Source organism: Gracilibacillus saliphilus (assembly GCF_010994085.1).
Taxonomy (GTDB): Bacteria; Bacillota; Bacilli; order Bacillales; family Amphibacillaceae; genus Gracilibacillus; species Gracilibacillus lacisalsi.
In genome coordinates this window covers 225,099-251,562 of record NZ_WJEB01000002.1, presented here as the reverse complement: position 1 = coordinate 251,562, position 26,464 = coordinate 225,099, and the positions used below count along the sequence as shown (strand labels likewise).

General features: G+C 37.1%; 24 protein-coding genes. 6 read left to right on the top strand and 18 right to left on the bottom strand.

Going from position 1 to position 26,464, the window contains the following annotated elements; translation table 11 throughout:
- Positions 1–472: 472 nt before the first annotated feature.
- The 6 genes from GHT08_RS05345 to GHT08_RS05320 all read right to left on the bottom strand — a co-directional run bounded on the left by GHT08_RS05345 (position 473) and on the right by GHT08_RS05320 (position 8,596).
- On the bottom strand, positions 473–2,638 hold the full coding sequence (locus tag GHT08_RS05345; protein WP_163580410.1) for a DNA topoisomerase III: 2,166 nt from the start codon (positions 2,636–2,638) through the stop codon (positions 473–475).
- Between the two features lie 247 nt (positions 2,639–2,885).
- On the bottom strand, positions 2,886–4,145 hold the full coding sequence (locus GHT08_RS05340) for a YeeE/YedE family protein (protein ID WP_163580409.1): 1,260 nt from the start codon (positions 4,143–4,145) through the stop codon (positions 2,886–2,888).
- 425 nt (positions 4,146–4,570) lie between these two features.
- On the bottom strand, positions 4,571–4,804 hold the full coding sequence (locus GHT08_RS05335; protein ID WP_163580408.1) for a hypothetical protein: 234 nt from the start codon (positions 4,802–4,804) through the stop codon (positions 4,571–4,573).
- Between the two features lie 14 nt (positions 4,805–4,818).
- Entirely contained in the window at positions 4,819–5,973 is a 1,155-nt protein-coding gene (locus GHT08_RS05330; RefSeq protein WP_163580407.1) for a Ger(x)C family spore germination protein, read from the bottom strand.
- The gene (locus GHT08_RS05325; RefSeq protein ID WP_163580406.1) at positions 5,970–7,505 is read right to left on the bottom strand and encodes a spore germination protein; all 1,536 of its coding nucleotides are present in this window, start codon (positions 7,503–7,505) and stop codon (positions 5,970–5,972) included. Before GHT08_RS05325 ends, GHT08_RS05330 begins: the two co-directional genes overlap by 4 nt.
- A gap of 5 nt (positions 7,506–7,510) precedes the next feature.
- A complete protein-coding gene (locus GHT08_RS05320) occupies positions 7,511–8,596 on the bottom strand; it encodes a GerAB/ArcD/ProY family transporter (protein WP_163580405.1) in 1,086 nt (361 codons plus the stop codon).
- Positions 8,597–8,862: 266 nt separating this feature from the next.
- Here GHT08_RS05320 and GHT08_RS05315 point away from each other — a divergent pair, with 266 nt between their 5' ends.
- On the top strand, positions 8,863–9,978 hold the full coding sequence (locus tag GHT08_RS05315; RefSeq protein ID WP_163580404.1) for a YibE/F family protein: 1,116 nt from the start codon (positions 8,863–8,865) through the stop codon (positions 9,976–9,978).
- A complete protein-coding gene (locus tag GHT08_RS05310) occupies positions 9,975–10,739 on the top strand; it encodes a YibE/F family protein (RefSeq protein WP_163580403.1) in 765 nt (254 codons plus the stop codon). Before GHT08_RS05315 ends, GHT08_RS05310 begins: the two co-directional genes overlap by 4 nt.
- A 202-nt stretch (positions 10,740–10,941) precedes the next feature.
- On the opposite strand, the gene GHT08_RS05305 is transcribed toward GHT08_RS05310, so the two are convergent.
- From GHT08_RS05305 to GHT08_RS05285, 5 genes are all read right to left on the bottom strand, one after another.
- Positions 10,942–11,460 (bottom strand): redoxin domain-containing protein, encoded by a 519-nt coding sequence (locus tag GHT08_RS05305; protein WP_163580402.1) that lies wholly within the window; start codon positions 11,458–11,460, stop codon positions 10,942–10,944.
- Entirely contained in the window at positions 11,460–12,107 is a 648-nt protein-coding gene (locus GHT08_RS05300; RefSeq protein ID WP_163580401.1) for a hypothetical protein, read from the bottom strand. Before GHT08_RS05300 ends, GHT08_RS05305 begins: the two co-directional genes overlap by 1 nt.
- 839 nt (positions 12,108–12,946) lie before the next feature.
- Entirely contained in the window at positions 12,947–14,044 is a 1,098-nt protein-coding gene (gene ftsW, locus GHT08_RS05295; protein WP_163580400.1) for a putative lipid II flippase FtsW, read from the bottom strand.
- Positions 14,045–14,056: 12 nt separating this feature from the next.
- Entirely contained in the window at positions 14,057–15,220 is a 1,164-nt protein-coding gene (gene rodA / locus GHT08_RS05290; protein WP_163580399.1) for a rod shape-determining protein RodA, read from the bottom strand.
- Between the two features lie 16 nt (positions 15,221–15,236).
- Positions 15,237–15,845, bottom strand: a complete 609-nt coding sequence (locus GHT08_RS05285) for a helix-turn-helix domain-containing protein (protein ID WP_163580398.1) — start codon at positions 15,843–15,845, stop codon at positions 15,237–15,239.
- 203 nt (positions 15,846–16,048) lie between these two features.
- On the opposite strand from GHT08_RS05285, the gene GHT08_RS05280 reads away from it, so the two are divergent.
- Positions 16,049–16,705, top strand: coding sequence for a YczE/YyaS/YitT family protein (locus GHT08_RS05280; RefSeq protein WP_163580397.1), 657 nt, complete (start codon positions 16,049–16,051; stop codon positions 16,703–16,705).
- Positions 16,706–16,937: 232 nt separating this feature from the next.
- On the opposite strand, the gene GHT08_RS05275 is transcribed toward GHT08_RS05280, so the two are convergent.
- The 3 genes from GHT08_RS05275 to GHT08_RS05265 all read right to left on the bottom strand — a co-directional run bounded on the left by GHT08_RS05275 (position 16,938) and on the right by GHT08_RS05265 (position 19,392).
- Positions 16,938–17,081, bottom strand: coding sequence for a hypothetical protein (locus tag GHT08_RS05275; protein ID WP_163580396.1), 144 nt, complete (start codon positions 17,079–17,081; stop codon positions 16,938–16,940).
- A 16-nt stretch (positions 17,082–17,097) separates the two neighbouring features.
- A complete protein-coding gene (gene melA, locus GHT08_RS05270; protein ID WP_163580395.1) occupies positions 17,098–18,396 on the bottom strand; it encodes an alpha-glucosidase/alpha-galactosidase in 1,299 nt (432 codons plus the stop codon).
- A 111-nt stretch (positions 18,397–18,507) separates the two neighbouring features.
- On the bottom strand, positions 18,508–19,392 hold the full coding sequence (locus GHT08_RS05265) for a helix-turn-helix domain-containing protein (RefSeq protein WP_163580394.1): 885 nt from the start codon (positions 19,390–19,392) through the stop codon (positions 18,508–18,510).
- Positions 19,393–19,515: 123 nt separating this feature from the next.
- On the opposite strand from GHT08_RS05265, the gene GHT08_RS05260 reads away from it, so the two are divergent.
- Positions 19,516–21,135, top strand: a complete 1,620-nt coding sequence (locus GHT08_RS05260; protein ID WP_163580393.1) for an ABC-F family ATP-binding cassette domain-containing protein — start codon at positions 19,516–19,518, stop codon at positions 21,133–21,135.
- Positions 21,136–21,481: 346 nt separating this feature from the next.
- Entirely contained in the window at positions 21,482–22,090 is a 609-nt protein-coding gene (locus tag GHT08_RS05255) for a YesL family protein (protein ID WP_163580392.1), read from the top strand.
- Between the two features lie 7 nt (positions 22,091–22,097).
- On the opposite strand, the gene GHT08_RS05250 is transcribed toward GHT08_RS05255, so the two are convergent.
- Together GHT08_RS05250 and GHT08_RS05245 are read right to left on the bottom strand one after the other, a co-directional pair.
- Positions 22,098–23,012, bottom strand: coding sequence for an NADP-dependent oxidoreductase (locus tag GHT08_RS05250; RefSeq protein WP_163580391.1), 915 nt, complete (start codon positions 23,010–23,012; stop codon positions 22,098–22,100).
- Positions 23,013–23,054: 42 nt separating this feature from the next.
- The gene (locus GHT08_RS05245; RefSeq protein WP_163580390.1) at positions 23,055–23,393 is read right to left on the bottom strand and encodes a VOC family protein; all 339 of its coding nucleotides are present in this window, start codon (positions 23,391–23,393) and stop codon (positions 23,055–23,057) included.
- A 148-nt stretch (positions 23,394–23,541) separates the two neighbouring features.
- On the opposite strand from GHT08_RS05245, the gene GHT08_RS05240 reads away from it, so the two are divergent.
- A complete protein-coding gene (locus tag GHT08_RS05240) occupies positions 23,542–24,423 on the top strand; it encodes a LysR family transcriptional regulator (RefSeq protein ID WP_163580389.1) in 882 nt (293 codons plus the stop codon).
- 78 nt (positions 24,424–24,501) lie between these two features.
- On the opposite strand, the gene GHT08_RS05235 is transcribed toward GHT08_RS05240, so the two are convergent.
- On the bottom strand, positions 24,502–25,416 hold the full coding sequence (locus tag GHT08_RS05235; RefSeq protein ID WP_163580388.1) for a carbohydrate ABC transporter permease: 915 nt from the start codon (positions 25,414–25,416) through the stop codon (positions 24,502–24,504).
- Positions 25,417–25,449: 33 nt separating this feature from the next.
- On the bottom strand, positions 25,450–26,400 hold the full coding sequence (locus GHT08_RS05230) for an ABC transporter permease (protein ID WP_163580387.1): 951 nt from the start codon (positions 26,398–26,400) through the stop codon (positions 25,450–25,452).
- Positions 26,401–26,464 lie beyond the last annotated feature (64 nt).

The window sequence follows — 26,464 nt, the reverse complement described above, 5'->3', positions numbered from 1 at the left end:
CTATAGTATATTTTTTACCGATGTGCAAGGGTGAGTTGTCAATAAGTGTAAGAAGATCTGTGATTAACCTAGTAGCCATGTGAAAGTGGGTGGCCTACGCTAAAAAACGATCTACATTTTTTTAACATACGGACATTATGTCTTTTATTTTACATTGTATAAAACCTCAAAAAGTTAGCTGTCACTTACGTTGTAGAGCTGCTTTATAGCGTAGGCCGCCCGCTTCAACTCCTGTGGAAACTGTTTTACCTAAAGATCCACTTTTCCAAGTGGTTTTTGCTTGGAAAAGTGGATCTTTAGGTAAAACCCCACGGAAAGGGAAGCGGGCAGCCGGAGCGTTGCTTTCCGTCTACATATCATTTCAAAATGACCACCTATGATACAAAAACACTATCATGCAGCGTATTTTATACTTTCTTACAAGTAAGAAAAAACAACGTGACGGAACTAACCACCACGCTGTTTTTTTCTTTTACTTTTTCTTTAATTTCGAAAGTGCATCTGCCAATGCAGTGTTGGTAAATTCGTCGTCCTGCTGTTTCATATATTTGTTTACATCACGTTTCGTTGCTTTATTCTTGCCTTGTTTTTCTTTTCGTTTTTGAAATGAAGATAACTTTTCACGATATCCACATACACAAGAAAAGGTTTGTCCTTCACCTTGTCCGCGTAGTTCCATTCTTTTATGGCAATTCGGGCAACGTGCATTTGTTTTCTTGGCGATCGGCTTACGCTCTCCACACTCTCTATCTTGGCAGACTAGCATGCGACCTTTCTTTCCATTTACTTCTAACATAAGTTTTCCACATTTAGGACATTTCGTACCGGTCATGTTGTCGTGTTTATACTTGGCATCAGTCGTCTTCACCTGGTGCACGATTTCCTTTGTATATCCTTTTATTTCACTGATAAAGGCTGTTTTCTTCAGTTGGCCATTTGCGATCTGGTTCAGTTTCTTCTCCCACTCTGCTGTTAACAACGGAGAACGTAAATCAGCTGGTACAAGCTCCAGTAATTGTTTACCTTTTGACGTAAGGTGAAGATATTTTCCTTTTTTCTCGATGTAAAAGGTATTGAACAATTTCTCGATAATATCCGCTCTCGTTGCAACAGTTCCTAATCCACCAGTAGCTTGTAGCGTTTTGGATGCGTGTTTTTCATTTTGTTCTAAAAACTTCGCTGGGTTTTCCATTGCTTGTAGTAATGTACCCTCTGTTAAGCGTTCTGGCGGTTTTGTCTCCCCTTCGCTCATTGTTAAAGTTGGTTTTTCCCAGACATGCTTTTCTTGGATTTCACTAATTTTTTGTTCATCATCATCGTCATTGTCATGGTTATAAACAGCTTTAAATCCTTGGTCAATCACATTTTTACCACTAGCTGTAAATATTTCACCAGCTATTTCTGCCTGTAACTCAATCTTCTCATATTGAAATGGCGGCAATAAAACTGCTAAGAAACGTTTGATTACAAGATCATATATTTTCTGTTCCTGATCAGATAATTTCGATAGATACACCGGCTCTTCTGTCGGGATAATCGCATGGTGGTCGGAAACTTTGCTATTATCAACAAATGATTTATGAGCTTTAATCGGCTGTTTTTTTATTTTGTTTGCAGTCTTCGCATACGGACCTACTCCACAGCTTGTCACCCGTTCCTTTAATGTAGGTACAATATCGGTAGAAATATATTTAGAATCAGTTCTTGGATAAGTTAATACTTTATGCTGTTCATATAGCTTCTGCATGATCGTTAATGTTTGTTTTCCGGAGAAACCGAAAATACGGTTTGCATCTCGCTGCAAATCGGTTAAGTCATAAAGGCTAGGTGCATAGCTTTTTTTAATCTTTTTGTCAATCTGAGTGACGGTTAACGGTTTATTTTGCAATCTGGATTGAAGTTCATTTGCCGTTGATTGATCAAACAGGCGTGTTTCTCCTGTAGCATTTCGCCAAGTTAGGGTAATGTCGTCCTTTGTTCGCGCCTTGATTTGAAAATACTTTTTCGGTTGGAATTGTTTAATTTCCTTCTCTCTTGATGCTATCATCGCCAGAGTTGGTGTTTGTACACGACCACTTGATAGTTGCGCATTAAATTTCGTCGTTAGCGCTCTCGTTGCATTCAATCCGACATACCAGTCAGCTTCTGAGCGAGCAACTGCTGATGCATAGAGGTTATCGTATTGTTTGGCTGGTTTTAAGTTTTGAAAACCTTGCTTAATCGCTTGATCTGTTACAGAAGAGATCCATAATCTTTTGACAGGTTTGTTCACACGAACCTTTTCCAAAATCCAACGGGCTACTAATTCCCCTTCTCGTCCAGCATCCGTAGCAATCACGATATCCTGCACATCTTTTCGAACAAGCTGACTTTTTACTGATTGAAACTGTTTGCCGGTTTTCTTAATTACTACTAATTTCAAACGATCTGGTAACATCGGCAATTCATCCAGTTTCCATGTTTTATATTTATCATCGTAAACCTCGGGATCTGCTAGTGTAACTAAATGTCCTAACGCCCAAGTAACGATATATTTTTGACCTTCTAAAAAGCCATTTCCTTTTTTATTACACTGTAATACGCGAGCTATATCCCGAGCAACAGAAGGCTTTTCCGCTAACACTACGGTTTTCTTCATGAAGGAACATCCTTTCCATAATCATTACACTTTAATATAACATACTAGCGACTTTACTGACATTTAAATGGGTACAAACATCTTATCATAGTTATTTTGAGATCGATATTGGGCGTAACAGCTGCTACGGCTTGCCTACTTCGTTTAATGCAGTTATTGCACTTATTTTATACTTTCTTTCATCCAAATACAAAAAGTTAAAAAATCACCATCGGTATATCCCGCATGGTGATTTTTTCTTTCTTTATCAACAAAATGAATCTTTTGGTTTCGGTACGGATAATCCAAACAACGGTCTAAGATATAGTGCCACAAAAGTGCCTGCTAATGCTAGAATCCCCCAAATATAACCGTGAAGGCTAAAGGAGGCAATTCCGCCAAAATAAGCACCAATATTACATCCGAATGCAAGACGGGCACCATAGCCCATCAGTAGACCTCCTATAACAGATGCCAGCGCATTTTTTCCAGTTATTTTTGAAAACTTGAAAAGTCCACCTGCTGCTGATGCGAGGAATGCCCCAAGAATAACACCTAAATTTAACACAGTAGTAGAGTCAGCGAAAATAGATGCATCTAAAGCTGACGCGTTTGCGCCTTGCCAATATCCCCAACTAGCTACATCGACTCCAAAAAATTGTGCTACTTTTGAGCCCCATAAGGCAAAAGCAGAGGTAACCCCCCATGGTGCACCACGCGTCATTAATGTTAAGGCATTAAGAACGGCCAAAACAATTGCTGCAGCAAATAATGGCCATGATCCTCGGAAAATCCTCCGCCATCCTTTTTCAGAAGGTAATGGCGCCATTTTAGGTGCACGTTTCTTTTTCTCTACAACTAAAGATACCCAAGCTATTAATCCAAATAATACAATCGATAAGATCCAAGCTCCACCATAACCAAGTCCTGTAGATGTTGCTAGAGAAACAGGTTCAAAGGCTGGTAAGTCTTCTGTCCAAAACGGTAGATGATAGGCTCCTATTGTTGAGCCAATAATAAAGAATAATAGCGTGACAAACATGACAGAGCGTCCACCACCGACTGCATAAAGAGTACCAGATGCACAACCACCACCTAATTGCATCCCTATCCCAAACATGAAGGCTCCTACAACGAGACTTACTCCAACCGGCGACACATAACCAGCAACTTCTCCTCCAAAGAATGAAAAGCCAAATGCTAGAATAGGAGCAAATAATGTAACAGCAACTGCCAACATTAACATATGTGAACGTAACGCCTGCCCATTTCCAACAGACATAAATCTACGGAATGCAGAAGTAAAACCAAAGCGTGCATGGAACAAGGTATAACCAAGTAACAGACCAATTACTAATAATAACGGTTGAACACTATTTTGGGTAAACATTAAATAAATCATTAATATGAAACCAACTGCTAATCCACCAATTATAAGTGGCATTTGTGGTTTATTTAAATTTGAATCTTTTGGTTGCACGGATTCTTTTGCTTCATTTATAGTTTGGAGCTTCGTTGTTGTTTCCATCAAACCACTCTTTCCCTATTAATTTACTAGGATTTACTTCTATTATCATAACGGCAAGTTGTCTTGGTGTCAAAGGAATAATTTAGGTTTGCGATCCTTTAAACAATTTTAAATGCTAAGTAGATCTGCGATTCCCTAGTAACCATTATGAAACTGACTGTTTGACCACCACTCCTTATGACTAAAAGAAATAAATTCACCATTTCTCTTCAGGCCAAACATATCCACAGGAGTTGAAGTGGGCGGCCTTCGCTATCATCACGCTCTACAACGCTTGCAGTTTAACACGGTCATTGCACTGATTTTATACTTACTTGTCTAATTTAAAAAAACGCCCTAACAATGTTAAGGCGCTTTTGACTATATGGTGGTCTTATTTTCTAAGAGATTATCTTCCAAATTTCACAGCAAATCACGAAGGCAAACTAAACGTTATGGTCCATTGGTAAGAATAGTTGAACAAAATCCGTGATTATTTGAATGGAACTAAATGATTCTAGCGAGAAAAGGTGAAGTCTGTTGACGATGAACAAAAAATAAGCTGTTGTTAAAAAAGAGAAATACAGAATTAACTCTCTTTTATTTTTTCTTTTCCATAACTGTTTAGCATCTATAATGATAAGCACTATAAATGCAAGCGATAATCCAGCAAACCACATCTTTTAGCATCCTTTCACTCTATCTCCGTTTGAGTTGGTTCGATAATTAATCCTGACCTTCGAATATTTGCTTCCACTTGAATATCAAATGTCACTTTTTCAAGCATTTCATCTGGCTGATCTTGAGCTGTTTTCCATGCATCCGGGTAGGCTCTTCTCAATTTCTGCCCAATCCCATAAATATCTGAACCCATCTCTTTTGCATGTTCAAATTCATTTTCAATCCGTGATGTAATCACTTCACCTATTTCCTTTTCCACTTGCTCCATTCTATCCGGCTCTAGTAGATCTGCTGGACATGTCTGATCAGAAAGGTTTCCTTCTACAAATATATCCAATTTATAGGTCAATTCCTCGTCTTTTAATGTCAACTCATCATCACTTTCATAGTCAGTGGACTGAAAGGAAAAAAAACCCTCCTCATTCCCGGGGCATACTCCTTCTACAACGAAATAATCATATGTGTCCTTCAAAAGCTCAGTACCCGCCATAATAGTACCACCAATATAGCCTACTAGTTGATCGTCTTTAAATATGGCGACATCATTCAGCTCGTAAGCTTCCACTTGTCCTCGTATGTTTTTCGGTTGTATCACATCAAGAGATGGATCAATTCCAGGCGTTGTTAATACTGTAGTAAAGTCACGCAGTTTAACTTTCCGGGCGATAATTTGTCGCTGTTCAGCTGAATCTAAAAGGTCACTCATTGCTTTTGCCGGAATACTGCCAAGCTCTATTTTTTGATTTAATAAATCTTGGGCACTGCCTCGGGTTACTACTACATAGGAACCAGCACGACTATCTCTATCTCGTTCAAACCATGTGATAATCGGCGCAACACCTTCTCTAGCTAATCCTTCACTAAAAATGATAATCTGAAGGTGGGACCAGTATAACCGTCGTGGGGAAAGTCTATTTAAATTTTTAATCGCATCCATGATCGTTTCACCTTGAGCTGTCACACTCCATGTTGGTAATTCTGCTCCTTGTTGATCATCTTCTTGCGGTTTAATTACCTGTGCTGTTATTTCATAAACACCCTCATTTTCACTAACTTTATCAATACCTACCCCAATTACAACAGCAACTTCATTTAATTCTTTCTTATCCCAGCAACCACTTAAAAGTACAATACAAACAAATAGCAAAACTAATCTTATTATTTTCACTTTTTTTGTCTCCTATTTAAATGGTTATTATCTCTTGAATCAGACATCCTATCCTTGTTTTCACCTGCAACCTCATTTGGCCGTTCTCTCATCGCCCACCATGGTGTTCTTATCAATAAATCTCCCCAATTGTCTTTATGAAAAGGTACAATAGGGGTTAAATATGGAACACCAAAGGAGCGCAGTGTAGTCAAGTGGATATACATAAATATCAGCCCGAAAATTAAGCCAAAAGCTCCGAGAACGGCAGACAATGTTATCAGCACGAACCTTAGCAATCTTGCCGATATTGCTAAGTTATAGGAAGGTGTTGTAAAAGAACATATTGCAGTTAACGAAACGGCAATTACGGTTGCTTGTCCAACTAGACCAGCTTCTACTGCTGCTTGTCCTAACACTAATCCACCCACGATGGATACTGCTGCACCAATTGTTTTAGGGAGCCTGAGTCCTGCTTCCCTTAATATTTCAAACGTTATCTCCATAAAAAGTACCTCAATAGCTATTGCAAATGGTACCCCTTCTCGTTGTCCGGTTAAGGCAATAAGTAGTGGTGTCGGTATCATTTCCTGATGATAAGTAAGCAACGCTACATAAAAACCTGGTAAAACGACGGATAAAAAAAATGCAAAACCTCTCAGCATTTTAAGAAAACTTGCAAAATCATATCGTTGATAATAATCTTCATTCGATGTCAAAAATAAGCCAATTGTAGCTGGTACCACTAAAGCACCTGGGGTACCCTCTAACAAAATGGCGATTCTTCCTTCTAACAAACCAGCTGCAATTCGGTCAGGTCTTTCTGAATTAAAAATGGTTGGAAATGGCGTATAACCATTTGGATCTTCAATAATCTCCTCTAAATATAAAGAATCCAGAATGCCATCTATTTCGATTTTCTCCAAACGGCTTTTAACTTCCTCATACATTTCTGGTTTCACAACACCATCAATGCCTAATATAGCGACCGGGGTTTGGGATAACTCGCCAATCTTTATCTCATGAACCTTTAATTTATGCGTATGGAGACGTCTTCTAACTAAACCGATGTTGGTTTGTAACGATTCATTGAAGGACTCTCTTGGGCCGCGGACAACTGTCTCCACTTCAGATTCAGAAACTTGACGTCTCTCCCCACCTGCAGTATCAAGTGCAATTCCACTTGTTTGATTTTCTCTTAAAACAAGCGAATATCCTTGTAACAAGTATGTAAGGGATTCCTTTAAAGATGATGTAGCTTCTTTTTTTATCGTAGCGAAATGAAGTTCTTTTAAGTTTTCATCTTTCTTATAGTTTTCATTTAATTCACTGATTACATATGCTTCAATCGATTCCCTTTCGATTAAACTGTCTAGATACAAAACGGCAACAGAGCTCTCCTTTTCACTGTCAATAAAACGAACAACTAAATCAGAACTATCCCCAAACAATTCTTTGATGATTTTGATATCATCATTTAGGTTACCTTGAAAGCAAAGATCCTCTAGTTTCCTGTTCTGTATCTTATTTAACTTTGGTTTTCTTCTAAACATATCATTCAACCTCTTTTTAACTGCTTAAATTGACTGATTAGGAGTAACAGTAAGGGAATAACTAATGCTATAAAAGTTGAAAAGTATGGATAAATATGCATTAGAAATCGATATACCCCAATTAAGTCATCACTTGTAATTAAAGAAAAAATAGCTAATAAAGCAGCTGTTGGAATTGTTAACATTTTGTAATCATCTAAATGAAATAATTGTGCCAACCCTAACACAATTGCGTAGAAAAATAAGGCAATTTTGGAGAAGGATCCTAATGACCATAATAAAACGCCAAGAATATCCAACCTTTGCAGCGCACCAATCTCGATATCTCTTAATGTTTGAAAGGTCGGAAAGTATAGCCCCATCGCACGCTCTTCTCCGAAAACTGTCACTACACCTGTTACAGGGCCCAAGAACATAACGATCAAAATCAGCATCGTCAGAATACTAAACCTCTTCAATTTTTTCTTATTAGAAACAAACGGAAAAACCATAGCCAAAACAATAAATGAACTATATAGTGAAGTAATGTTAAATGCCCCCATCACGACAGGACTGAATCCGTCCTCAAGTATGGGGAGTAAATTTTGATAGTCTTTATCTTTGTGCGTTAAAAATGATGCCAATATTCCAATTGGTATCATTAATATAAGAAAGGTTTGATTCGTTCTTGCTAATATTTCTAACCGATTTCGAATTGCATATGTGGCCAGAATTAACATTGCCACCAAATAAATCATCAGTGGTGTTCGTGGAGTAATCGCAGAATTGTAAAATTCGCTAAAACCTCTTAATGATAAACTTGCCTCATGAAAAAAATAAAAAAGAAATATAATGGCTATTATTTTTCCAATCCATTTACCAAGAATAGTCTGTGAATATTCAATTAATGATTGTTCAGGATACCGCTGTGCAAGTAAAGCTATCACAAATCCAATCAGAACGGCAGGAATGATAGCAAAGAGTAAAGATATCCAACTGTCTCTCCCGGCATGATTAATAATAACGGGGATAAATAATAAATGACCTGTCACAGTAATGCTAGCTACTCCCAACATTAAAGCTTGAATGGACGAAATCCTTATACTTTCCATATATCCCCACCTCCATAGTACATACAGTTATTAACCAGTATTGTCTATTGGTGGTACATTTATACAAACCTTAATGATGAATCACCCTATCTGTATGCAGAAGGTTTAAAGGGATGGTATTATTATGTAGGAAACGAGTTCTTAGAAGATTCAAAAGGCGTTTAATCGATTCCCTACTCTTTTGCACCTATACAAGAGATTTGGAGCACGAATTATACATTTATCTGACATTAGTGTTTTTAATCTATATAATGGAGTGAACCAGCTTGAAAGCATGGATAAGAAGTTTATCAAAGCAGCAACTTTTAATATACATCCTGATAATTGTAGGCTTTATCAGTTCGATTATTTTTGTCAATCACAATCACGAATTCTATGACAAACCAATTGCCAAAATTACCAATACAGTAGAAACCGATAAAGCAGAAACGGTTGACCAGCACCAAAATCGAGATTATCGGGTTACCCAGGAAATCACCGCTGAAATACAGAACGGTTCCAACAAAGGGGAAATGATCGAAATAACGAATGAGTACTCCGGATCACAGGCAGTTGATCAAGCATTTAGCACAGGGGATGAAGTATTTGTCACCATCGATGAATCCACTTATAGAGGAAGCATTGAAGATGTCAAACGTGATAAGTATCTCATTTTGGTAGCCTGGGTTTTCATCATTATTTTGCTGGTCGTCGGCAAGAAACAGGGTGCTCTATCGGTTATCAGCTTAGCAATAAATGCCTTCATCTTATCGCTGGCACTCGATATCTATCTGCAAAATTCAGACCTTAGTCTAGTAATCATTTGCGGTATTAGTATTGTCCTTTTTACCGTGATATCGTTACTGTTAGTCAGTGGTTTTGATGAAAAGACATATACAGCGATTGTCGCCACCTTACTTGGTACATTAAGTTCACTCTTGATTGCCTACTTTGCTCTATCTGTGACAGGAGAACAAGGATTACGGTATGAGGAAATGTCCTTTCTAAGCAGAAATCCACAAATTGTTTTTATGGCAGGGCTTTTAATTGGATCCTTAGGGGCGGTAATGGATGTCGCCATCACCATGTCGTCATCTATCTTTGAACTATATGAAAAAAATAACCAGATAAGTCTAAAGAAGCTTAAAGCATCTGGCATCGATATAGGCAAAGATATTATGGGGACCATGATTAATGTATTATTTTTTGCTTATGTAAGTGGATCAATCCCGATGCTACTTTTATATTTTAAAAATGCATCACCAATAGGGTTCACACTATCCATGAATCTATCTATTGAATTGGCACGTGCCTTAGCTGGTGGTATCGGAATTGTACTGACTATTCCGATTGCTATCTATACATCGATTTTCTTTATCCGAAGAAAGAGGGCTAGAACATGAATGTATTAGTGTTATTGTCGATCATCTTATTTACGTTGATGGCAATTGTTGGAGGAAAAAAAGGAATAAAATCTTTCATCGCTTTATTCTTAAATTTTGCCATTGTTATCGCCACGGTTTTAGTGATGAACGATCCAAATGCCAATCCGATTTGGCTAACGCTTTTGGCATGTGCCTTCATTAGTGCTATCAGTCTGTTCTATATTAACGAGGTTAACAGTAAAACAATGATGGCCTTCTTATCTACGATTGTAACGTTAGTGATATTGTTACTTTTCATCATTATCATCACGGATCAATCGATGATCCAAGGTTTCGGTGAGGAAGAAAGAGAAGAAATGATGGCTTTTTCCTTAAATATTGGGATTGACTTTGTAAAAGTGGCCACTTCGGTGATTATTATGAGTACAATCGGGGCAATTGTTGATACAGCCATTTCGATTACTTCACCGATGCGTGAAATCCATTACCATAATCCAACGATTAGTAGAAAAGAGTTATTTCTGGCTGGAATCCGAATCGGAAGAGATATACTTAATACAAGTACCAACACATTGTTCTTCGCCTTTTTCGGTGGTTATATGGGGCTCTTGATGTGGTTTAAAGATTTATCTTATTCATTCGGGGAAATTATTAATTCCAAAGTATTTAGTGACGAAATGATTACCATCTTTACTGCGGGAATGGGAGTTGCGATTGTTATCCCAATCGCTTCGGGGATGACTGCCTATTATCTTGTTAGCAGGAAGCAAAAACACTAGGCTTGAGAATATTATTGCGCGGACATTCGTTCCGTTATTTGGTTAAATACTGCCCTTTTTTAGCAGTGAGCGGACATTTAATCCCTTATTTGGCGAAATTAATCAGAAATAAGAGCTATTTATGTAAAATAACGGAATAGATGTCCGCGAATACCTTCAAAACAGCAATTCTGTCACAAATAGCGGATTAAATGTCCGCCTACTATTTCAATTTATTATATTCCAACATCATCTGGTCATAGTTTAGCGGACCAAATACATTAAACTGGATGATACCATTGGAATCTAACATATAGGTGGTAGGAATAGGACGAATTTGATAGCGATCGCCCACGATATTTCCCTGATCTAACGGAATCGTAAATGTCAGATCATATTCTTCGACAAACTGACCAACATCTTCAAAATTAGCTTCCGTATCCGTTAAATTAATCGCTAAAATGTTCATGTCTGTATCCTGATAAAACCGTTGCATATCTGGCATTTCCGATCGGCATGGAGGACACCATGTTGCCCAAAAGTTAAGCATTACCGGCTCACCGCGGTAATCAGATAATTTCACCGTTTCACCATCCAACGTTTCCATTTCAAAATCCGGCGCAATATTTCCTATTTCCAAACCAATATTATCTGCTTCAGTTACCTCGTTATCTGTCACCATGTCGATAACAGCCCATACTACCATTGCTAGTAAAACGGCACTAATGATCCATTTTTTCATCATAGACTCCCCCTGTTACGGTAATATGTATATCCTTGGAGAACGCCAATCATGACTAAAAAGATATAAAAGATTAGATGTGGTGTAAATTGAAAAATTGATGTTGATGTTACTATTTGCAGTAATCCCCATCCGATCAATGTAATGTTTGCAATGATGATTGGTGATTTTTTATCACTAGAGTAGATGATAAATAATAAGAGTGTGATTAAAGCTATAAGATATAACCAGTTCTCATGGTACAATATATGATTCAAAAAAGAATAAATGAAACTAGCACTGAGAAATACTGTGCTAAATACATAGAGATTGTCATAATATTGATCAATCGTCTTGATCCATCTCCAGTTACTGAACAGAATGGTTATGATAACCGCTAGGTAAAATGCATTCGTATTAGCTGAATAAGCTAAGATAGCAACAGGGTCTGACAAGAACGTTTGGAATTGAAGCACTATTTTTCCAATCCAAATGGAAATCACGAATGTAATAAAAATATTAGAAACCGTATCGATTAAGTTCTGCGTTTTTTCCTTTTGATATGGGCTAATCCAGTAAAAGAAAAGAAAGCCAAGTACAAAACCAATAATGATTAGAACCAAATCAACCTTTATCACGAACGGGCCAATCAACCAAGCTTGCGGCATGTCCCCACCTCCATCCTCTATTATATATCGATTGGGAGAGAAGTTGATAGGGAAACACCATTTAATTTTCCACATGTTACTAAGAAAAGCTTAGTGCGCCCGATTAGAAACGTAGCGACTGGAACGAATTAACTGAGATAAAGGAATCACGGTGAGTTTACGAACCGATGATGACTTTCACCTAAAGGCATAAGTACGACTAAGCCTCTGGTTTCACCAATCGGCACGTCTTCTTTATCGTAGGGCAATTCGTGAAGTCGCCTAGGTTCTGGGCGCTCGGAGCTAGACATCTGCGCAAAATTTATACTTTCTTAACATATAAGAAAAAACGGGAAAGCCCACTTTGCCCTATCCAAAGTAGTTATAATTTGACATGAATAATAGGCGTAACAACCGCTGCGGCTTGCCCACTTCGCTTTCCGTGTGGCGTGTCTTTAGCTAACTTTTGTAAAAAGAATCGCTTTACAAAAGTGGATCTTCAGATCACGCTGATCCCACAGCAGTCGAAGTGGACGCCTACGCTAAATAACGTTCTACATTGTTTTAACGTACGGACATTACGTCTTTTATTTCACATTGTATAAAACCTCAAAAAGCTAGCTGTCACATACGTTGTAGAGCTGGTTTATAGCGAAGGCCGCCCGCTTCAACTCCTGTGGAAACTGTTTTACCTGAAGATCCACTTTTTCAAGCGGTTTTTGCTTGGAAAAGTTAGCTGAAGGTAAAACCCCACGGAAAGGGAAGCGGGCAGCCGGAGTGATGCTTTCCGTCTACATATCATTTCAAAATGACCACCTATGATACAAAAACACTATCATGCCGCGCGTTATATGCTTTCCTTATAATTTAGAATAGGCAGAAATATTTAATAATATTCCTGCCGAAATCATCGTGACTATTAATGACGAACCACCGTAACTAATAAAAGGTAAGGTAATACCAGTAATGGGCAACATTCCTAAAATCGCACCTAAATTAACAAACGCTTGGATAATGATTTGAAAGGTAATCCCAATGGCTAACAGCTTACCAAATTCATCGCTTGCATGCATTGCAATACGAATCCCTTTTACAAAAAGAAAGAAATAGAAGCTTAACACAGCTATGACTCCAAACAGACCTAATTCTTCCGTTATAATCGACATAATAAAGTCTGTATGTGCCTCTGGTAAAAAGCCAAGTTTCTGAACACTTCCTCCTAATCCATTTCCAGTAATACCTCCTGTATGTATCGAGATATAAGAATTAACTAACTGATAACCTGATCCTTGAGCATCTGCAAAGGGATCAATGAAAGATGTAATTCGCTCGAGTCGATAAGGAGACATCATTGCGAAGAAAATAAATATCGAGACCGCAACACTTCCTAATAAAAATAAGTGACGAAATCGAATTTTTGTAAAAAACAAAATTATCCCACATGAAAATAATATTAATGTTGCAGATCCTAAATCTGGTTGTTTCAGCAACAAACCAAATATAATTGCCAAGATAATAAGTGGTGGAATGACTCCTTTACCAAAATGCCCAATATAGGCTTCTTTTCTACTATAAAAGTAAGCAAAATAAATCAGCATAGCTAATTTTGCAAATTCAACTGGCTGAAATAGAAATCCACCGATTGAAATCCATCTAGTTGAAAAATTCCGCTCCACTCCAACTCCAGGTGTTATAACGAGAATTAAGGCGGCCAACGTAAACAAAACAAGCAATGGACTTAACTTTCCATATATCTGATATGGTAATAACATAGCGCCTATTAAAAACAAACTGCTAATAAAAGCCCAAAATAACTGTCTGTGAAAATAGTATGCTGCACTATCATACTGGATATATGCATAAGGGTAGCTTGCACTATAAACCATTACGACACCAAAGGTAACAAACAACAAAAGGACAATTAACAATGTTAAGTCTATTTTTCTCATACGCTTCATCATATACTCCCTTTATGCTGCCATATCATTCTCTGATGCAAACATATAATCTTTAGAGCGCACATAAATACTTTGAACTAAGCCTAATGCAAGCATATTGGTAATTAACGCACTTCCACCATAACTAATAAACGGTAGCGCAATTCCTGTTACAGGCATTAATCCTATCGTCATCGCGATATTTTGAAAAATTTGGAAGGATAAAAGGGTAATAATACCAACACAAATATAAACACCAAATAAATCGTCTGTTTTTAACGCAATTACTATGATGCGATAAATTAGTAAGAAATAGAGAACGATTAAGATACTTCCTCCTATGAAGCCAAATTCCTCCCCAATCACAGCGAACACAAAGTCAGTATGCGCTTCAGGCACACGCCCACTTTGGACTTGATACCCTTGGTTAAACCCTGATCCTGTCAACTGACCTGCACCTATTCCTAACATCGCCTGTCTTAATTGATATCCGAAATTCATCGTATATTCAGCTGGGTTAATCCAGCTGTAAATACGGCCTAATTGATGTGGCTCAAAAAATTTTGATATCCATTCTTCCTGATACGTAAATAAATAGATTACTAATATTACGCCGGAGCTCAATACTGACACAACACAGGCAACCATCTTATTACTTATATTAGACATCAATAATAAACCTAGTGCTGCCACCGCAATTAAAAGAGCAGATCCTAAATCTGGTTGTTTAAGAATCAAAATAAACGGAATTGCCAATGCAGCGACAGTTTTTAAAACAAGTGGAATACTTTTGATAAAGGTTAATTTTTCTGTACCATATTTTTTATACATAGCTGCCAGATAAATCACTAAAAATATTTTCATTAATTCTGATGGTTGTAGATCCATAAATCCTAGATCCATCCACCTTTGAGAACCATTTCTTTCAATACCAAAATAACGAACATAAATAAGTAACAAAATCCCCAAAATATATAAATAAACGGCCCACTTTTCAAGTAAGTCATAATCAAAATAAGCAATTCCAATCATAATAGCGATACTGACGATGTACCAAATAAGTTGTCTTCTGGCGAAATAAAATGATTGCCCATCCGTGTATTGACCTGTTCCACTGTAAACAGCTAACAAACTAATCATTAATAGACCGATTAAAATAATGAGCATTAGATAATCGAGTGTAGGTTTCTTTGTCATTTGTCTCTTCCTTTGTTTAATGCTTCATTGATAATGATTGCATAACGTATTGTATAACTAATGCATCATCTAAATACCCTACAGGAAATAAATAATCGGGAATCATATCGATTGATGCAATAAAATAAAACAATGCGCTTCCCATTAATAAAAGCTCTTTTTTAGATGCTTTCTTTTCCTTGAAGGTTTGATACATATACTCCAACTGTTGTATATACGGACCTTGTCCCCCTAAAGCAGCCATTTTAGATTTAAACTGATCCAAAATGGTAGCTCTTCCCTCTTCTGTATTACTTTTTTTCTGATACTTTTGTATATTTTCTTTCAAGCTGTCAGCTGAAAAATCTTTTACAGGTAGATTCATTTCCGAGATAATGGCACGAACATGATTAAAAGATACTGACTGAGTTGGCTCACCACTTTCTTCAGAACTTACCAAGTCTGATAAAGGAATATATAAGCTTGTTGAAATTGCTTTTAGATGATCTAAATTTGCCTTTCTCTTCCCGTTCAGAATTCTAGAGATAGTGGAAACATTAATCCCTGTTTCTTTTGCTAATTGACGCATACTTTTATTACTTTCATGTAATGCTTCTTTTATTAGCACAACATCATTTGTTGACATAGGTGTGCACCTTCTTTTTAAAATCTATATTTAAGATAAAGGAGTGTTGACAAAATGTCAACACTCCTTATATGTATGGGTTTTACTTCCATTATCATTCCTCAGTTTATTCTATCCATATCGAAACATTTCGGATATAATATCTATGGAGCATTACTAAACTAAAATAGTTTTAAAATAAAAGAGATAAAAGGGGACACAACATGAAAGCGATGACATGGAGAAGATTTAATATGGTGCTTATTGGAAACCTATTTATCGGAATTGCTGTAGCACTGTTACGAATTAGCGCTTTAGGGACAGATCCTTTTTCAACATTAAACTTAGGAATAAGCGGGTTTCTTGGTATATCATTTGGTGTTTATCAATTGATATTTAACCCTTTTCTACTAGGTATTGTATTTATTTATTATCGAAGTTTAATTGGAATCGGAACTATCGTAAATATGGTTGGAATCGGTTTTATTTCTGATTTTATAGTCTTTGGTTATAACTTTTTCTTTGATGATATGTCAATCCTTTCCATTCGAATAGTGATGATGGCAGCAGCAGTTATTTTTGCAAGTCTAGGTGTTGCTTTATATATTACGCCGAGCTTAGGCATTTCACCCTATGATGCATTAGCTTTTGTTATTGAAAAAGTTTCAAAAAACAAAATTCCTTTTCCTATTGCGCGGATTACGACAGATATTTTATGTGTTGCGATTGGCTTTTCCTTTGGAGCGATAGTCGGTGTTGCTACCGTAATATTCGCCTTTTTTACCGGACCTCTTATCCAATTTTTCCGTAAGCATGTAGCTGAACCTATGCTCGCTCATGAGAAAGCACCAGCTGTTGCACCTGTTGCAGTACATAAATGATAGTTGAAATCAATTGGATGTATTTTGTGAGCCTTTATAAATTGTGTAAGGAGGATTGGACAAAAAAGGAATTAGATAGGAAAAATCCGAACATTAATGTCTGAGTACATCTATCGCTTCGGCAAAATACTTCGCTTTCCGTGGGCACGACTTCAGTGTAATTTGCCTACACTTAGATCAGATTGTTCGGATTCTCGTTCTATCTATTTAATTATGTCCTAGCTTCTTTTTATTATTTCATATGGAGTACAAATAAGCGAGAATAGAAGTCCCCGGCTACTTCGAGTTGTTCATTTTCTAATACTGTAAAAATATAGCTAGATTGATTTGTTTGTAGATGGAATTCTCTTGTTTGTTCATTATAAGTTATTGCCATATAAATACTCCTTACTTTAGTAATAATCCGGCAACCAATCTCCATGTTCTTCGATTAAATCGTCACATAAAGCGATAATATCATCGATGGATAACTCTGTTGCAGTATGTGGATCGAGCAGTGCTGCCTGATAAATTTTTTCTTTTTTCTTCGTGAGTGCCGCTTCGATCGTTAATAGTTGTGTATTAATATTGGTCCTGTTCAGTGCTGCCAATTGTTCTGGTAAATCACCAACATAGGTAGGTGTTACCCCACTGGCATCCACCAAGCAAGGGACTTCAACAACAGCATTTTCTGGTAAGTTGCTAATAAGTCCTCCCGTATTTAGTACATTACCACCAATTTTAAATGGCTGATTTGTTTCCATTGCTTCAATGATGTATGAACCATATTCATGTGTGCGTTCATGCTGCAAGTTTTGATCATTCACAAGGTCATCCCGCATTTTCTTCCAGCCTTCAATTTGGTTCACACAGCGACGCGGATATTCATCTAATGGAATATTATATTTCTCGATTAATTCCGGATATTTGCTCTTAATAAAGTATGGATGGTATTCCGCATTATGCTCTGATGACTCTGTCACATAGTAGCCGAACTTATCCATTAATTCAAAACGCACCATGTCGTCATGCTTTTCTTGTTGCTTTTCCTTTGCACGTTTTTTTATTTCTGGATAGAGATCTTCCCCATTCCTTGTTATTTCAAGTAACCATGCCATATGATTAATGCCAGCAATCTTCCACTGTACATTATCTTTTGGCATGTCTAAAGAATCTAATAAATGGCTAGCACATACTTGAACACTGTGGCATAACCCAACAGTTTTAATCCCTTCTTTTAGCATCACATTGGTTAACACTGCCATTGGATTGGTATAATTTAAAAACCATGCATCAGGGCAAACTTCTTTCATATCACGGGCGAACTCCTGCATTACAGGAATTGTTCTTAAATTTCGGAAAATCCCGCCTATCCCTAGTGTATCTGCAATCGTCTGGCGTAATCCGTATTTCTTTGGAACTTCAAAGTCAGTAATTGTACACGGGTCGTAACCGCCAACTTGTATAGCATTAATCACATATTTGGCATCCCTCAGTGCCTCTTTGCGATCATGGTAAGCAGTTACTTTCACATTCGCGTTTAAGCTTTTCTTTAAATTGTTTAACATCATCTCCGAATCATTCAAACGCTCATGATCAATATCAAACAAGGCAAATTCAAAACCTTTTAATGCCTCAACTGTCATACAGTCACCTAGAACATTTTTGGCGAAAACCGTACTTCCTGCTCCTAGAAACGTAATTTTAGACATATTTTCTCCTCCTCATTCGTACTAAATTGCTATTATTAAGTACCATCATATGGGGATATTAAACCGTTTACAATCGTAAATATTTTAGATAAGGGTAAAATATTGCTAATTTTAATCAATGAATAATCGATCAACCGGCATCACGTATTTATTTTGACGGTACTCACTTGGCGTCTCATTCAATAATTTTTTAAACACTTTACTAAAATAATTACTGGAAGAAAATCCGGTTTCTTGGGCAATTTCTTCTATTGTCTTCTCATTATTTTGTAAAAGGTCTAAAGCGTGCTGAATGCGTACTTTCGTTAAATATTGAACTGGAGTTTGATTGATAGAAGTAGCAAATAGTCTCGTGAAATGATATTTGGATAAACCAGAGACGGCAACCATATCATCTAATGAGATATCCTCTCTATAATTTTTTTCAATAAAAGAGACTGCCGTAGCGATCGCAACAGGCAACTGATCCTCTTGAAATTGCTCATGTTCAAAATATTGTGAGCATTCCATCAAAAAACTATAGGCATAGCCTGAAGCTTCATAGCCATGCTTAATACCTGTTGCTTCAATCTTCTGCAGTACTCGCAATATGTGTTTAATTGGTCTGGAATGGTCCGGGAGTTGAAGGATATGACCATGTTTTTCTGATAAATACTGAAAGTGACGAATGGCTTCATTTCCATAAACAGTCATATAGATGAAATCCCAGTTTGTTGATTCTTGAGGTAAGTAGTAACAATGGTCACTAGGAACTTTCACAAAAAAAGCATTCCCTTTCGTTAATGGGTAGATTTCGTTACCAATTCTAATTGCTCCTTTGCCACCTAACGTATATTGGAAAACTACTCTTCCTTCTTCTCCTCTTTTTAATCCATCCCAAATATAAGTATGCTCGGTCCGTGACTCCCTGCCGATTGAATGAAGTCCTGCAACGCGTTCTTGATAATCTCCTTTTAAACGAAAACCGTATGACTGATGTTTAGAATATGTCTGCATGAGATCTTTCCTCCTTACTACTATCATACCGAATTTCCTCAGAATGTCATTCCTTGATTGACTTCCTATCCCAAATCGCTTAAGCTTGCTTTATGATATGAGATAATGGAGGAATTTTGGAGTATGCTACAAGCAACTAATGTAAGTTTACGTTTTGGTGATAAGAAGTTATTTGAAGACGTTAATATTAAGTTTACTGCTGGAAATTGCTATGGTTTGATCGGTGCTAATGGTGCTGGTAAATCTACTTTTCTTAAAATATTGTCAGGTGAGATCGAACCACAGACTGGCCACGTTTCGCTTGGAAAAGGTGAACGCCTTGCTGTATTAAAACAGGATCACTTCGCCTATGAAGAATACGAAGTGTTAAAGACTGTTGTCATGGGACACACTCGTTTGTATGAAGTGATGCAGGAAAAAGACGCTATTTATGCTAAAGGGGAATTCACAGAAGAAGACGGTATGCGTGCTGCTGAATTGGAAGGCGAATTTGCCGAGATGAACGGTTGGGAAGCAGAATCAGATGCTGCAATTCTGTTAAAAGGTCTTGGTATAGGTGAAGACCTCCACACGAAAAAAATGGCTGATTTAACAGGTTCTGAAAAGGTAAAAGTATTATTAGCACAAGCTTTGTTCGGTAATCCAGATATTTTATTATTAGATGAGCCGACAAACCACTTAGATATTCAAGCGATTCAATGGTTGGAAGAATTTTTAATTAACTTTGAAAATACCGTTATTGTTGTTTCCCACGATCGTCACTTTTTAAATAAAGTATGTACACATATCGCTGATGTCGACTATGGCAAAATAGAAATGTACGTCGGAAACTATGATTTCTGGTATGAATCCAGTCAACTAGCCTTACAAATGGCTAAGGATCAAAACAAGAAAAAAGAAGAGAAGATTAAAGAATTACAAAACTTTATCGCTCGCTTTAGTGCCAATGCATCGAAATCAAAGCAAGCAACTTCTCGTAAAAAAATGCTCGATAACATTACACTGGACGATATTAAACCATCTTCCCGTCGTTATCCGTATGTAGCCTTTCAGCCTGGTCGTGACATTGGTAATGATTTATTACGTGTCGAAGGTATTTCGAAAACAATTGACGGCGTGAAGGTGTTAGATAATGTTAGTTTTACGTTGAAGCCTTATGATAAAGTGGCATTTATTGGACCAAATGAAAATGCTAAAACCGTGTTGTTTGATATCCTAATGGGTGAAATGGAGCCTGACGAAGGAAGCTATACTTGGGGTGTTACCACTTCCCAGTCTTACTTCCCGAAAGATAACTCAACATTTTTCGATGGCAATGACATGACCTTAGTAGAATGGTTGCGTCAATATTCACCAGAAGATCAAACCGAAACTTTCTTACGTGGATTCCTTGGCCGTATGTTGTTCTCAGGGGAAGAAGCATTGAAGAAAGCAAATGTTTTATCTGGTGGAGAAAAAGTACGTTGTATGTTATCAAAAATGATGTTATCGAATGCCAATGTGCTTGTATTAGATGAACCGACAAACCACTTAGATCTAGAATCCATTACTGCATTAAATAATGGTTTAATTAAATTTAAAGGTTCGATTCTGTTCACCTCACATGACCATCAGTTCATTAACAGTATCGCCAATCGCCTGATCGAAATCACACCAAAAGGTATTGTTGATAAGGAAATTAGCTATGATGAGTATGTAGCAGATCAGAAGTTACAAAAGGAAATTAGTGCGATGTATGCATAATATTTAGGCTATCTCTTTTTAAGAGGTAGCTTTTTTATTGCGGAAATTTAGTTTGATTATTGCGAATTAGATCTGATTTATTGCGAAATCCTGCTTGATTATTGCGAATAGGACCTCCTTTATTGCGAAATCCTGCTTGATTATTGCGAATAGGACCTCCTTTATTGCGAAATCCACTCTGATTATTGCGAAATTCGCTTTAATTATTGCGAAACCTCTTTGAACCTATTTATCCTAATTTTAGAATCTATATCTTTTCTTTTAAATTTCTCCTATAAAATTTACCATTCTAATATTTTTGTGTATGCTTAATAGATAGATATATGAGAATGGGAGGTTCCTTGCTATGAATAAAGGTATTTCAGTTTATATAACGGTTGGAGAGTGGATTTTTAAGATTCTGCTTTTAAACCTGTATTGGTTCATTTTTTCGGTACTCGGATTATTTATAGTTGGAATTTTCCCTGCTACCGCAGCCTTGTTTGCAACAATCAGGCAAGATATCAAATCAGAGGATGATATCAAACTTTTTCGCGAATTTATTCACTATTACAAACAGGAGTTTATCAAATCTAATATCCTTGGGTATATACTCGCTATCGCCACAGCTATTTTACTGTTGAACATTCAAATCTTAGGACAGTTAGACAGTTCACTATTAAACTCTACATTAATGGTGATGACCTATATTTTATTAGCTATTATTGCACTTGTTGCTGTGTTCATTTTCCCAATCTATGTGCATTATCAATTTTCCGTGCTTGGTTATCTTAAATATTCTGCTATATTGGTTATTGGTAAGCCACTGCATACGATTGCCATGCTCGTGTTAATTGCGGCGACTTTTTACCTTTATTATTTAGTACCAGGTTTTATACCTGCTTTAGGAGTTAGTTTACTAGCTTATATTATTATGCGGACGGCTTATTCTTTTTTTGCAACACCTGAACAATAGAATATGCTTAATCAATTGTAAGAACCACTTTTCCGTATCCGTGTCCTGTTTCGACTTCCCGGTGCGCCTCGACCACTTTGTCAAGCGGAAATGATTTTCTAACATGAATAGTTAATTTTCCTTTCATATAAAGGTTAACTAGTTCGGAAAGGCGCTCCGTTGAACGTTGACTTCTTATAGGGCGAACTCCAAGTTCCTCTACTAGGTCGAATGCAACAATTGTCCCAATACGGTCTTTGTGTGCGACAATGTCTATCGAAGCGATCAGAGCCTCGCTTCCCGCGGCATCAAGAGCTACGTCTACTCCATCAGGTGCGAGAGAACGGACTCTGTTAACAAGCCCATCTCCATAAGTGACAGGAACTACCCCAAGTGATCGCAGGTAATCATGGTTGTATTCACTTGCGGTGCCGATGACAGTTGCTCCCCATGCTTGAGCTATTTGTACTGCGAAGGTACCAACTCCCCCAGCTGCTGCGTGAATCAATATGGTGTCTCCCTTACCAACACCAAGTTCTTGTAACGCAGTGTGGGCTGTTTGACCTGATGCTGTTATGACACCTGCTTCTTCCCAAGTCATCTGCTGTGGCTTTTTCACGATTTGATCTGCTTTAACTACTACATATTCTGCATAACAAGCCATTAACTCCCAGCCTAAAACCTCGTCCCCCACTTCAAACCCTAAGACCTCTTTACCTACTTGATCAATCACTCCTGAAAACTCGTTACCAAGAACTTGCGGAAATTCCACCGTCAATCCTGGAGGTGTCCAGTCTCCCTTTCGCACAGCACAATCAAATGGTTGAATACCAGCGGATTTGACCCGAACGCGTACTTCATCGTTAGTTGCTTGTGGGTCATCAACTTCCATTACACGCAAAACCTCTGCAGGTCCATAATTAGAAAACGCTGCTACTTTCATATACCACTCATCCTTTGTTAGTGTTTATTTATATGACAATAATCATTTAAAAACCTCGACTGTAAAGCCTCCTGGTGCTTTCATATAAAATGTCCAACGATGTGCTCTTTTAGGAGCCTTTACATCAAATCCATCATTTTTCATACGTTGATTAATTTCATTTACCTGTTCTTCACTCTCCTGTTCAAAACCGATATGAAAGGAGTTAGGATAGTTGACCTTAGCCCCCTTCGTTAAAGCAAGCAATAGTCCATCATCATCTACCAACAAGGCAAAGGAATCTTTATAAGTGCTTCTAGTTTGTACATAGAAATATTTTTCTAAAAACAATCGGGTAGCGTTAACATCAGTAACAGTTAAGTTAATATGGTTTAACTTCATACATAACACTCCATTTCTAGGCTTCTGTTGTTCGTTATTTTTGTTGTCAACTTACAGTATTTATTTTAATATCATAATTAGATAAATGATAATATATATTTATTCATTAATATATATACTTGAGTATATGAATAATGGAGGGATATGGATGGAAATGTTGCAGTTATATTATTTCCGAACAGTTGCCAAACTTGAACATATGAGTAAAGCAGCAGAAGAAATTCGCATTGCGCAACCTGCTCTTAGTAAAACGATTGCCCGGTTAGAAGAGGATTTAGGCGTACCTTTATTCGAGCGCAAGGGAAGGAACATCAAACTGAATTCATTTGGGAAAGTATTTTTGAAGAAAGTCGAAATGGCACTGGGAGCTCTTGAAGAAGGGCGAAAAGAAATAGCAGACCTTGCAGGAATGGAACAGAGGCGAGTCTTTTTATCCACTTCCACTCATAAATGCTTTTCTGACATTATTGGCTCTTTCCTATCTAAGTATCCTGATATAAAACTTCAAATCAGCCAAGCCTCAACTCAAGAAAAGGTAAAACAATTAAGAAATCGTGAGATTGATTTTTGTATTACTTTCCCACCATTAGAAGAGGAGGGGATAAAAGGAAAATCCTTTCTCACTGAAGAAATATTATTAGCTGTTCCTTCTACACACCGATTTGCTAATCGAAAAAGTATCCATCTGAATGAACTGGCAGACGATTCATTTATAAATATAAAAGAAGGGAATCCTTTTCGAGCAATGACGGACTCTTTTTGTAAAGAAGCAGGTTTTACGCCGAATATAGTTTGTGAAGTTGACGAACTTTCTGCCATCAGTCATTTCCTTCGCACAGGTATTGGTGTTGCCTTATTACCGCAAACCTTCTTTGAAGATAATAATCCACCATTCCACTTGGTGCATATCGATGAACCCGTATGTCAGCGAACCTATCAAATCGCATGGCTTGAAGATCGTTATCTAGCCAAGGCAGCTTGTACATTTCGAGATTATGTAGTTGATTATTTTAACGATTTTTATAATTAAATATAAGATGTCATTTGCTGGCGAGATATCTAAACTTATCTCGCCAACAGATTAAATTATCTCATAAGTAGACTAGTTTTATCCTTTTACAGATCCAATTAATACTCCTTTCTCAAAATATTTCTGGATAAATGGATACAGGATTAATACAGGTAGGGAGGATACGATAATAACACCATATTTAACCTGATCGGCATAACGTTGTGCATAACCTCCACCTGTTCCACCGCTCCCCGCACCTTCGGCAAACACTTGATTAGATAACAAGATATCTCGCAACACAATCTGCAATGGCTGTAAATCGTAATTACGGATATAAATTAACCCAGTAAAGAAGTCATTCCAATGCCACACTAGATAATAAAGTCCGATTACAGCAGTTACAGCTTTGGACAATGGCAATACGATCGATGAGAAAAACTTAAAATGGGAGCAGCCATCCATTGTAGCAGCTTCAAACATTTCATGTGGTATGTTGTTCTCAAAGAATGTTCTCGTAATAATTAAATTAAATACATTTACAGTAAGTGGATTAAAGATAAATACCCATGGAGTATCTATTAAACTTAAATCTCTCATTAACATATAAGTAGGAATTAACCCACCATTAAAAAACATTGTGAAGATAAAGAAAAACATCAAAAATCTTCGAGCTTTAAACTCATGACGTGACAACACATATGCTGCCGGTAAAGTTAACAGCAAATTAACGAATGTCCCAAAAAGAGCATAAAACAATGTATTGCGATATCCAATCCAAACTCTCGAATCGGCAAAAATTTGTTCATATCCAAATAAACTAAAACCTTTCGGAACAAAAAGTACTCTTCCGGTAGAAACATAAGTAGGGTCACTAATCGATGCTATGATAATAAAATAAATCGGATAGGCCACAATAAAAAACATTAATATACATATCGCCACAACGGTAACATCAAATAGTAAATCGGTTGGTTTTTTATTTCTTATTCTATTCATTGTGATAGAAGGCATTTCGCTTCCTCCTTCAAATTGATTTGAGCTAACTTACCACAGACTAATGCGAGCCACTTTCTTTGCAATGGTATTGACAATAACTAGCATCATAAAATTAATCATCGTATTAAATAGACCAATCGCAGCGGCATAGCTAAATTGATTGGATACAATACCAGTTTTATAGACATACGTTTCAATCACTTCTGATATTGGTAAGTTGAGAGAATTTTGCATTAGGAATATTTTTTCAAATCCTGTACTAATAACTGTCCCCATGTTTAGTATTAATAAAATGATGATGGTCGGAATGATAGCCGGTATCTCTACATTTCTAATGATTTGCCATTTATTCGCTCCATCAATTTTGGCTGCATCATATAGCTGTGGATCAACAGCAGCCAATGCGGCTAGATAAATAATGCTGTTCCATCCGACATGCTGCCACACATCTGATAATACATAGATTGGAACAAATGCTTTTACAGACGCTAACAGGTTGCCTTCCACACCTAGTTTTGCTAATAATAAACCGATAACTCCAGTATTTGGAGATAACATTACATTTAATAACCCTACTAATACAACGATGGAAATAAAATGAGGCAAATAAACAGTCGTTTGTAAGATCCGTTTTCCTCTTTTCCATCTGATTTGGTTTACTAATAATGCGAGCGCAATTGGTGCCGGGAAACCAACAACAATCGTCGTGATACTGATGAGTAACGTATTACGAATCAGATCCCAAAAAAGGTGACTATTGATAAACTGTTCGAAATATTTAAGTCCTGCCCAATCTCCACCCGTCAAACCAGCCGTGAAATCATATTCCCGAAATGCTAATTGAATCCCATACATCGGAATATAATTAAATATAATTACACAGATGATTGCAGGTAAAATCATTAGCCACAATTGATAATCTCTTCTTAACGTATTAAGAATGGTTGCTTTTTTCGCCTTGGGCAAAGTCTCCGTATTCGTTCCTTGGATCAAGGCCATGATAAGACTCTCCTTTTTTATAGAGAGATATCAGCCTTTAGCTAATATCTCTCCTTCTAGTTTT

Bases quoted from the DNA above. Each gene is read 5' to 3' on its own strand.
- GHT08_RS05345 (WP_163580410.1), bottom strand. From the start codon at position 2,638: ATGAAGAAAACCGTAGTGTTAGCGGAAAAGCCTTCTGTTGCTCGGGAT.
- GHT08_RS05340 (WP_163580409.1), bottom strand. From the start codon at position 4,145: ATGGAAACAACAACGAAGCTCCAAACTATAAATGAAGCAAAAGAATCC.
- GHT08_RS05335 (WP_163580408.1), bottom strand. From the start codon at position 4,804: ATGTGGTTTGCTGGATTATCGCTTGCATTTATAGTGCTTATCATTATA.
- GHT08_RS05325 (WP_163580406.1), bottom strand. From the start codon at position 7,505: ATGTTTAGAAGAAAACCAAAGTTAAATAAGATACAGAACAGGAAACTA.
- GHT08_RS05320 (WP_163580405.1), bottom strand. From the start codon at position 8,596: ATGGAAAGTATAAGGATTTCGTCCATTCAAGCTTTAATGTTGGGAGTA.
- GHT08_RS05310 (WP_163580403.1), top strand. From the start codon at position 9,975: ATGAATGTATTAGTGTTATTGTCGATCATCTTATTTACGTTGATGGCA.
- GHT08_RS05305 (WP_163580402.1), bottom strand. From the start codon at position 11,460: ATGAAAAAATGGATCATTAGTGCCGTTTTACTAGCAATGGTAGTATGG.
- GHT08_RS05300 (WP_163580401.1), bottom strand. From the start codon at position 12,107: ATGCCGCAAGCTTGGTTGATTGGCCCGTTCGTGATAAAGGTTGATTTG.
- ftsW (WP_163580400.1), bottom strand. From the start codon at position 14,044: ATGAAGCGTATGAGAAAAATAGACTTAACATTGTTAATTGTCCTTTTG.
- rodA (WP_163580399.1), bottom strand. From the start codon at position 15,220: ATGACAAAGAAACCTACACTCGATTATCTAATGCTCATTATTTTAATC.
- GHT08_RS05285 (WP_163580398.1), bottom strand. From the start codon at position 15,845: ATGTCAACAAATGATGTTGTGCTAATAAAAGAAGCATTACATGAAAGT.
- GHT08_RS05280 (WP_163580397.1), top strand. From the start codon at position 16,049: ATGAAAGCGATGACATGGAGAAGATTTAATATGGTGCTTATTGGAAAC.
- GHT08_RS05275 (WP_163580396.1), bottom strand. From the start codon at position 17,081: ATGGCAATAACTTATAATGAACAAACAAGAGAATTCCATCTACAAACA.
- melA (WP_163580395.1), bottom strand. From the start codon at position 18,396: ATGTCTAAAATTACGTTTCTAGGAGCAGGAAGTACGGTTTTCGCCAAA.
- GHT08_RS05265 (WP_163580394.1), bottom strand. From the start codon at position 19,392: ATGCAGACATATTCTAAACATCAGTCATACGGTTTTCGTTTAAAAGGA.
- GHT08_RS05260 (WP_163580393.1), top strand. From the start codon at position 19,516: ATGCTACAAGCAACTAATGTAAGTTTACGTTTTGGTGATAAGAAGTTA.
- GHT08_RS05255 (WP_163580392.1), top strand. From the start codon at position 21,482: ATGAATAAAGGTATTTCAGTTTATATAACGGTTGGAGAGTGGATTTTT.
- GHT08_RS05250 (WP_163580391.1), bottom strand. From the start codon at position 23,012: ATGAAAGTAGCAGCGTTTTCTAATTATGGACCTGCAGAGGTTTTGCGT.
- GHT08_RS05245 (WP_163580390.1), bottom strand. From the start codon at position 23,393: ATGAAGTTAAACCATATTAACTTAACTGTTACTGATGTTAACGCTACC.
- GHT08_RS05240 (WP_163580389.1), top strand. From the start codon at position 23,542: ATGGAAATGTTGCAGTTATATTATTTCCGAACAGTTGCCAAACTTGAA.
- GHT08_RS05235 (WP_163580388.1), bottom strand. From the start codon at position 25,416: ATGCCTTCTATCACAATGAATAGAATAAGAAATAAAAAACCAACCGAT.
- GHT08_RS05230 (WP_163580387.1), bottom strand. From the start codon at position 26,400: ATGGCCTTGATCCAAGGAACGAATACGGAGACTTTGCCCAAGGCGAAA.